Origin of the sequence: Massilia sp. CT11-108, assembly GCF_047302915.1 — a bacterium.
Taxonomy (GTDB): Bacteria; Pseudomonadota; Gammaproteobacteria; order Burkholderiales; family Burkholderiaceae_D; genus Telluria; species Telluria orientalis.
The window spans coordinates 1-3,594 of record NZ_JBKYMO010000530.1; the positions used below are offsets into that span (position 1 = coordinate 1).

A 3,594-nucleotide genomic window follows, 5' to 3' on the forward strand; every position below is an offset into this window, starting at 1 on the left:
TCACCACGCTGTCCTCGATCGTCTGCGTCGCCACCTCGACGAGTGTCAGCGCGGTGTCCTGCGTTTCCTCGATGTGCTGCAGGAACTGGTAGCGGTAGAACAGGCCCAGGCCCGTCCCCATCGACAGCAGCAGCGTGAGGCTGAACACGGTGAACACGCGGCCGACGAGGGAGCGGGGCAGCGCGGGAATGATGCGCATGACGCGCAGGAATGGAGAGAATGTCATCGCGTCAGCGCACGTTCGGCGGCGCTTCCGCGTAGAACGCGCGGTAGCCGGCATAGTCGGCGTCGCTGGCCGCGACGAAGGCGAGCGGCGCCGCGGCATGCACGAGTTCCGTGGCGGCCGCGAGGATACGGCGGCCTTCCGGGTCCTTGTCCATGCCGATGAAGGCCTGGGCGACGGCGCGGACCTGGTCGGCCGGCACCCGCGGCGACGCCATCAGCGCGAGATCGTTGAACGGTTCCGAACTCCACAGCACGCGGAACGACTTATGTTCGCGCCGCTCGTAGTTCTGCACGAGTTGCGAATTGGCGCCGGCCGCCATCGCCTTGCCCGCGAATATCTGTGCAAAGGCGGCATCCATATTGCCAGCAAAGACGACGTCGACGGGGATGTTCCGGTGCTGCAACTGGGCATACGCCACCTTGTACGCGATTATCGCTTCCGGCCCCGGGAAGGCGACGGACTCGCCGGCCAGTTGCGCCAGGGTCATCACGTGCGAATCGGCCGGCACGACGATCTGCGCCCGCACGGGCGGCGCGTCGCGGCGGCCGAACACCGTCCAGCCCATCCTGGCGCGGTCGGGGCTGAACAGGTGATTCGTGAACGCGAAGTCGACTTCGCGCGCGAGCACGTAGCTCGTCGTATCGGCCGACGTGCGGCCCAGCTTGAGATTCAGCCGGACGCCGCTTTTCTGCGACACGTAGCGGATGATCGGGTTCCAGAAACCGGCCGACACCTGCAGGTTGTACTGGTTCACCGGCGAAAAATTGTAGGCGGGCGGCGGCGGGGCACGCACGGCGCCGGCGGCGGACAGGCAGGCCACGACGGCCAGGAGAGGGCGGACGAAGTAAGGACGATACATGGCTCGTTGACGTGGCGCCGGCGGGGTGTCGGCCGGCATGTCGCAAATATAACATATTTCCGGTTTGCAACAAGCCGAAACGTTTTGCCAAGGTTGTCGTCACGTTGTATCGATGCGTTCCTCATGGAAGATGCCGTGCTTGCGCTCCATGCGGTCAGTTGTGCGCGTGGTGCGTGGCCGACAGTTTGCGCATCAGGGGCAGCACCGCGAGGGCGATCGCCGTGCAGACGAGCGCGCCTACGCCCAGCCTGTTGAACAGGCTCGTGTAGATGGGCAGGGTCTGCACGGGGTCCGTCACGTCGCCCGGCACGCTGGCCAGGTTGGCGACGACGCCGCCCAGGTATTGCGAGATCCCGGTGGCGACATAGTACGCGCCCATCATGAAGCCGCTCATGCGCACCGGCACGTAGCGCGCGACCATCGCGAGGCCGAGGCCGGAGACGAGCAGTTCGCCCAGCGAATACAGGCCGTAGCCCGCGACCATCACCCACGACGACGTCTTGCCGCCGACGGCGAACGTGCCCGCCACACCGTACGCGAAGAAGCCGAGCGCCACGGCGAAGAAGCCCAGCGCGAACTTGCCGGCGATCGACAAGTCCCTGCCGCTGCGGCCGGCGGTACTGTAGGTCCACGCGAGCACGGGCGACAGCACCATGATCCAGATGGCGTTCAGCGCCTGGAACTGGGCCGGCGACCAGTCGAACAGGTGCGCGCCGAGCAGGTTGAATTCCAGGTCGACGTTGCGCAGCGCGAACAGCGACAGCGACGTCGACATCTGCTGGTAGAAGATGAAGAAGAACACGGACTGCAAGGTGAGCACGAGCGCCGCCGTCAGGCCGGCGCGCTCGTTCGGCGCGCTCCTGCGGATCAGGTGGATGAAGATGCCCAGCACGACGAGGCCGGCCAGGTAGACGAAGATGCGGGCCAGCGTCTGGTATTCGAGGATCACGGCCGACACGCCGACCATCACGACGCCGCCCGCCAGCACGGCGGCGAGCTTGCCCACGGCGAGCGGGCGCTCGTCCGGCAGCGAGCCCACGTGGGCGATCGTCGCGCGCATGAGGAGCACGTTGAACAGGCCGACGACGAGGCCGACGCTGCACGCGCCGAACGCGATGTGCCAGCCCACCTCGCCGCCGTACGTCGCGTTGACGTAGTCCTTGATCCACGGCGTGGCCAGCATCGAGATCGTCGAGCCGACGTTCACGGCCATGTAGTACAGCGTGAACGCGCTGTCGATCTTCGAATCGTCGCCTTCGTAGATCTTGCGCACGAGGTTTGCCGTGTTCGGCTTGAACAGGCCGTTGCCGACGACGACGACGCCCAGGGCGCAGAACAGGAACCACGTGTTCTCGGTGGGGACGGCCATCAGCGCATAGCCGACCGTGAGGACGAGGGCGCCCAGCACCATCGAGCGCTTGGTGCCGAGGACCTTGTCGCCGATCCAGCCGCCGATCGCGGGCGAGACGTAGATCAGCGCCGCGGCGGCGCTCCAGACCAGGTTGGCGCGGCTGTCGTCGAAGCCGAGGCGCTGGACCATGAAGTACACGATCAGCGCCTGCATGCCGTAGTAGCCGAAGCGTTCCCACATCTCGATCAGGGCGATGGTGAGGAACGAACGGGATTGCGTGGGGAGGGGAGGGATTTCGGTTTTCATGGAAAGGGTCGGGCAAAGCGTGGATGCTACGCCAGAGACAGGCAGCATGCAACACGCGTATCGCCTGTACTGACAGGGGTTATGCGTTTTTTTGCGTGTGCGCGAGCTGTTTCAAACTTGCAGAAGTTACAATCAGAAGATTCGGATTTTCGTGATCGGAAACCATGAGAGTACGCACGCATTTGGCCCTGCTGGCCGCCGTCGTTTTCCTACCCGTGATCCTGGGATCGGCGATCGCCATCCGGCTGCTGCTCGATGCGGAACGCCAGGCCGTGCTGCGCGGCATGCAGGAGCTGGCGCGCGCCACCGTACTGACGATGGACCAGGAACTCACGGCCGCGCTGGCCAGCGGGCAGGCGCTGACGACGTCGACGGCGCTGTTCCGCGGCGACTTCGCGACGTTCTACAGCCAGGCACGGAGCGCCGACGCCGGCAGCGTCCGCCACACCGTCCTGCTGCGCGCGGATGGCACGCAGGTCTTCAACACCGCCCGGCCCTACGGCGCGCCCGCCGCCGAACCGTTGGCCGGCATGCGCCAGCAGGTGCGCGCGGCGCTCGACCACGGCGGACCGTCCGTGTCCGACCTGATGCTGGGCAGCACGTCGCGCCGCTACGCGGTGGCGGCCCTGACGCCGGTGGCGCTGGACGACGGACGGCGCATGGTGCTTGCGCAGCGGGTGTACGCGGATCGCCTGAACGACATGCTGCCCCGCGACGTGCGGGCGTCGTGGCTGATCACGGTATTCGATCGCACGGGCAACACCATCGCGCGCAACCGCGGCTGGCGCGAATACGTGGCCCGGCCGCCCCCGCCCGGGCGGGTGGGGTGTGTTTTAAAAAAAAACGAGCCCC

At 66.4% G+C, this 3,594-nt stretch carries 4 protein-coding genes; 1 reads left to right on the plus strand and 3 read right to left on the minus strand.

What is annotated here, in order from left to right:
- The 3 genes from ACEN88_RS26770 to ACEN88_RS26780 all read right to left on the minus strand — a co-directional run.
- The coding region (locus ACEN88_RS26770; protein WP_413344551.1) for a hypothetical protein at positions 1–226 on the minus strand (226 nt) is incomplete at its 3' end.
- A 4-nt stretch (positions 227–230) separates the two neighbouring features.
- Positions 231–1,085: a phosphate/phosphite/phosphonate ABC transporter substrate-binding protein gene (locus ACEN88_RS26775; RefSeq protein WP_413344552.1), complete on the minus strand. Its 855-nt coding sequence runs from the start codon at positions 1,083–1,085 to the stop codon at positions 231–233.
- A gap of 154 nt (positions 1,086–1,239) precedes the next feature.
- Complete coding sequence (locus ACEN88_RS26780; RefSeq protein WP_413344553.1) at positions 1,240–2,742, minus strand: peptide MFS transporter; 1,503 nt, start codon at positions 2,740–2,742, stop codon at positions 1,240–1,242.
- Positions 2,743–2,906: 164 nt separating this feature from the next.
- Between ACEN88_RS26780 and ACEN88_RS26785 the strand changes: the two genes are divergently transcribed.
- On the plus strand, positions 2,907–3,594 hold a 688-nt coding region (locus ACEN88_RS26785; RefSeq protein ID WP_413344554.1), incomplete at its 3' end, for a cache domain-containing protein.